Below are 3,679 nucleotides of genomic sequence, written 5' to 3'. Positions count from 1 at the left end.
GGCGGGCGCGTCACGGCTGCCACGGCCGCCCTCGCCGGCCAGCCGGATCCGCTGTCCGTCCGTCACTCCTACGGGCACGGTGACCTGGTAGTCACGGCGGCCGTCCGGTCCGGCGAGACCGACAGCGCGCCGTCCGCCTCGGTAGGCCTCCTCCACGGTCAGCTCCAGCTCGGCCTCCTGGTCGGCGCCGGGCACGGTCCTGCGTGCTCCGCCGCGTCCTGCGGCCCCGAACAGATCACCGAAGAGATCCTCGAAGTCCACGTCCTGGTAGGCGCCGCGCGGGCCCTGCCCGAAGCGCACACCACCGCCCGGAGTGGTCCAGCCGCCGCCCGCGGCCACTCGCTCGTCGGCGCTCCCGCCGTACTCGGCGTACTCAGGGATCTTGCGGAAGTCCGGGCCGAACCGGTCGTAGCGCGCCCGGGTGTCCGGGTCGGCCAGCACGCCGTAGGCCTCGTTGACCTCCTTGAAGCGCTCCTCGGCCCGCGGATCCTTGTTGATGTCGGGATGGTGGCGACGGGCCAGCTTCCGGTAGGCCTGCTGGATCTCCTCGTCACTCGCCGTGCGGGAGACACCGAGCACCGCGTAGTAGTCCCGCGCCATGGGCCGTCACTCCCGCCGCTGACTGACCGTCACGGCCATCGGCCGCAACTGGCGGTCGTCGAGCCCGTATCCGGGACGCAGTACATTCACGACCGTGCCGGGCTCGGCGTCCGGATCGTCCACGACACCGACCACCTCGTGCCGGCTCGGATCGAACGGCACGCCCTTCTCCTCCTGGCGCGGATAGCCGAGCCGCTCCAGTACGTCGACGGCCTGGTCGCGTACCGCCTCGACACCCTGGAGGACCGAGGCGGGATCGGCGCGGGCATGGCTGAGGGCCAGATCGAGATTGTCGAGTACGGGCAGCAACTCGGCGGCGGTACGGGCCCGTTCGGTCCGCCGTACCTGCTCCAGCTCTCTGGCGCAGCGCTTGCGCAGATTGTCGAGATCGGCCAGCGCGCGGCGCCAGGCGTCCTGCACCTCGGCGAGCTCCCGCTCCGCGCCGTCCGGCGGCGGTACCGCTTCCGGTTCCGGCTGGGTGGCCATGGCGTGACCTCAGTTCCGGTCGAAGTCGGCGTCCACGACATCGTCGTCGCCACCGCCGGTTCCGCCCGCCTGTCCCGGCCCAGGACCTCCGGCCCCGGGCTCCGACGGTCCTCCCGAACCGGCCTGCCGGGCGGCGAGACCTTGGTGGACCTGCTGGAGCTCGGAGGTCAGCGACCTGATCCGGTCCAGTGGCGCCTCGCCCTTCACCGCCTGGCGCGCGTCGCCGATCAGCAGCTGGGCACGGGCCCGCTCGTGCTCGGGAGCGCTCTCGCCCAGCTCGCCCAGTCGCCGTTCCACCTGGTAGGCGACGGCGTCCAGCTCGTTGCGCGCGTCCACGGTCTGCCTCAGCGCCTGGTCCTCGCCACGGTTGCGCTCCGCCTCGGCGATCATGCGCTCCACCTCGGAGGGTTCGAGGTTGGAGCCCTCGCTGAGCGTGATGCCCTGTTCCTTGCCGGTGTCCTTGTCACGCGCGGTGACATTGAGGATGCCGTTGGCGTCGATGTCGTAGGTGACCTCGATCTGCGGTTCGCCGCGTGGCGCCCGGCGGATGTCGGTGAGCTGGAAGCGGCCCAGAACACGGTTGTCGGCCGCGCGCTCGCGCTCGCCCTGGAGGACGACGACATCGACGGCGGGCTGGTTGTCCTCCGCCGTGGAGAAGGTCTCGGTGCGGCGGACCGGGATCGTGGTGTTCCGTTCGACGATCCTCGTCATCACACCTCCGCGTGTCTCCACACCCAGCGAGAGCGGTGTGACGTCCAGCAGCAGCACATCCTTGACCTCGCCCTTGAGCACACCGGCCTGGACGGCGGCGCCCAGCGCCACCACCTCGTCCGGATTGACGCTCATATTCGGGTCCTTGCCGCCGGTCATCCGCCGGACCAGCGCCTGGACGGCCGGGATCCTGGTCGAGCCGCCGACCAGGATGACCTCGTCTATGTCGCTGTCGGTGACCTTCGCGTCGGACATCGCCTGCTTGACCGGGCCCAGACAACGATCCACCAGATCGGCGGTGATCTGCTCGAAGGTGGAGCGCATGACGGACTCGGTCAGATGCTTGGGCCCGGTGGCGTCCGCGGTGATGAACGGCAGGCTGACCTGGGTCTGGGTCACCGAGCTCAGCTCGGTCTTGGCCTTCTCCGCCGCCTCGAAGAGCCGTTGCAGCGCCTGGGTGTCGCCGCGCAGATCGATACCGTTCTCCCGCTGGAACGTGTCCGCGAGATGGTCCACCAGCCGGCGGTCGAAGTCGTCCCCGCCGAGATGGGTGTCACCGGCCGTGGACCGTACCTCCACCACACCGTCGCCGACATCCAGGATGCTCACATCGAAGGTACCGCCGCCGAGGTCGAAGACGAGCACCGTCTCGTGCTCCTTCTTGTCCAGACCGTACGCCAGGGCCGCCGCGGTGGGCTCGTTGATGATGCGCAGCACTTCGAGACCGGCGATCCGGCCGGCGTCCTTGGTCGCCGTGCGCTGGGCGTCGTTGAAGTAGGCGGGTACGGTGATGACGGCCTCCGTGACGCGCTCTCCCATCGATTTACCGGCGTCGTCGGCGAGCTTGCGCAGCACCAGCGCGCTGATCTCCTCCGGCGCGTACTGCTTGCCCCGGATGTCGAACCGCGCCACACCGTTCTCGCCCGCCACGACGTCGTAGGTCACCGCCTTGGTCTCGGCCGAGACCTCGTCGAAGTGCCGGCCGATGAAGCGCTTGGCCGAGTAGATGGTGCCCTTGGGGTTGAGGATCGCCTGGCGGCGGGCCAACTGGCCGACGAGCCGCTCGCCGGAGTCGGTGAAGGCGACGACGGAGGGAGTGGTGCGGGAGCCCTCGGCGTTGGGCAGGACCGTGGCTTCACCGCCCTCCCACGCGGCGATCACCGAGTTGGTGGTGCCCAGGTCGATACCGACTGCCTTGGCCATGAGGTGCTCCTTACATGCACGACGTCTTCCGGCGTCCTCGGGTCCGCGGGTCCGTCCTCGGGACAGAGTCCGTCTGTCCAAGGCTGGCGGGCGCACCGGGCCGATTCCTGCACCTGGGAGGTCGAAATCCGGATCGCCGCTGGTCCTGCCGGCACAAGCCCGGCGGCCGGACGGACCGGACACCTGGACCGGATGCACGAGCGCGGTCGCTCGGTAAGGTTGTGTGGTGGGGGCCGCTCCAGGAAGGTGTCGGGCCAGGGCGATGAGCACGGCCGCCGGAAGAACCGGACCTCCGGGGCCTCCGGGCCACCGGCCCTCCCGGCTGCCCCGTCTGATGGCGCTGTCGAGCGCGGTGTTCGACGGCCGCGACGAGTACGAGGTGATGCGGCTGGCCGCTGCCTGTGTCGCGCGGCTGGGCCCGTGCCGTACCGAGGCCGGATATCTGCCGGCCGCCGGACGGCTGGTCCATCTCCCGATGGGCTGCTCCGCCACCAGCCGGTCCCTGGACGCCCAGATCGCGGAACTCGGCGACCGGGACGGCGCCGTCCGGCTTCCCGACCGGGTGTGGTCATGGGCGTTCGCCCTGCGGGAGCCCGGCGGACGGGCTGGATCCCGACGGGCCGGACATCTGGTCGTGAGCGCCCGGCGGCAGCCGAGCCATGACGAGATCACCCTGCTC

At 70.5% G+C, this 3,679-nt stretch carries 3 protein-coding genes and 1 pseudogene; 1 reads left to right on the top strand and 3 read right to left on the bottom strand.

Annotated features, from left to right (window positions below):
- The 3 genes from GA0115259_RS24815 to dnaK all read right to left on the bottom strand — a co-directional run.
- Positions 1 to 600 (bottom strand): DnaJ domain-containing protein (locus GA0115259_RS24815; RefSeq protein WP_141716681.1); only part of this gene is annotated, 600 nt, incomplete at its 3' end.
- 6 nt (positions 601 to 606) lie between these two features.
- Positions 607 to 1,086 (bottom strand): nucleotide exchange factor GrpE, encoded by a 480-nt coding sequence (locus GA0115259_RS24810; protein WP_093601137.1) that lies wholly within the window; start codon positions 1,084 to 1,086, stop codon positions 607 to 609.
- 9 nt (positions 1,087 to 1,095) lie between these two features.
- Positions 1,096 to 3,000 (bottom strand): molecular chaperone DnaK, encoded by a 1,905-nt coding sequence (gene dnaK, locus GA0115259_RS24805; protein ID WP_093601135.1) that lies wholly within the window; start codon positions 2,998 to 3,000, stop codon positions 1,096 to 1,098.
- Positions 3,001 to 3,262: 262 nt separating this feature from the next.
- Here dnaK and GA0115259_RS40565 point away from each other — a divergent pair.
- Positions 3,263 to 3,679, top strand: a pseudogene (locus GA0115259_RS40565) (transcriptional regulator); the annotation flags it as partial.

The sequence above is a fragment of the Streptomyces sp. MnatMP-M17 genome (genome assembly GCF_900091995.1).
Lineage (GTDB): Bacteria > Actinomycetota > Actinomycetes > Streptomycetales > Streptomycetaceae > Streptomyces.
This window is presented reverse-complemented; position numbering and strand designations above follow the sequence as displayed.

Bases quoted from the DNA above. Each gene is read 5' to 3' on its own strand.
- GA0115259_RS24810 (WP_093601137.1), bottom strand. From the start codon at position 1,086: ATGGCCACCCAGCCGGAACCGGAAGCGGTACCGCCGCCGGACGGCGCG.
- dnaK (WP_093601135.1), bottom strand. From the start codon at position 3,000: ATGGCCAAGGCAGTCGGTATCGACCTGGGCACCACCAACTCGGTGATC.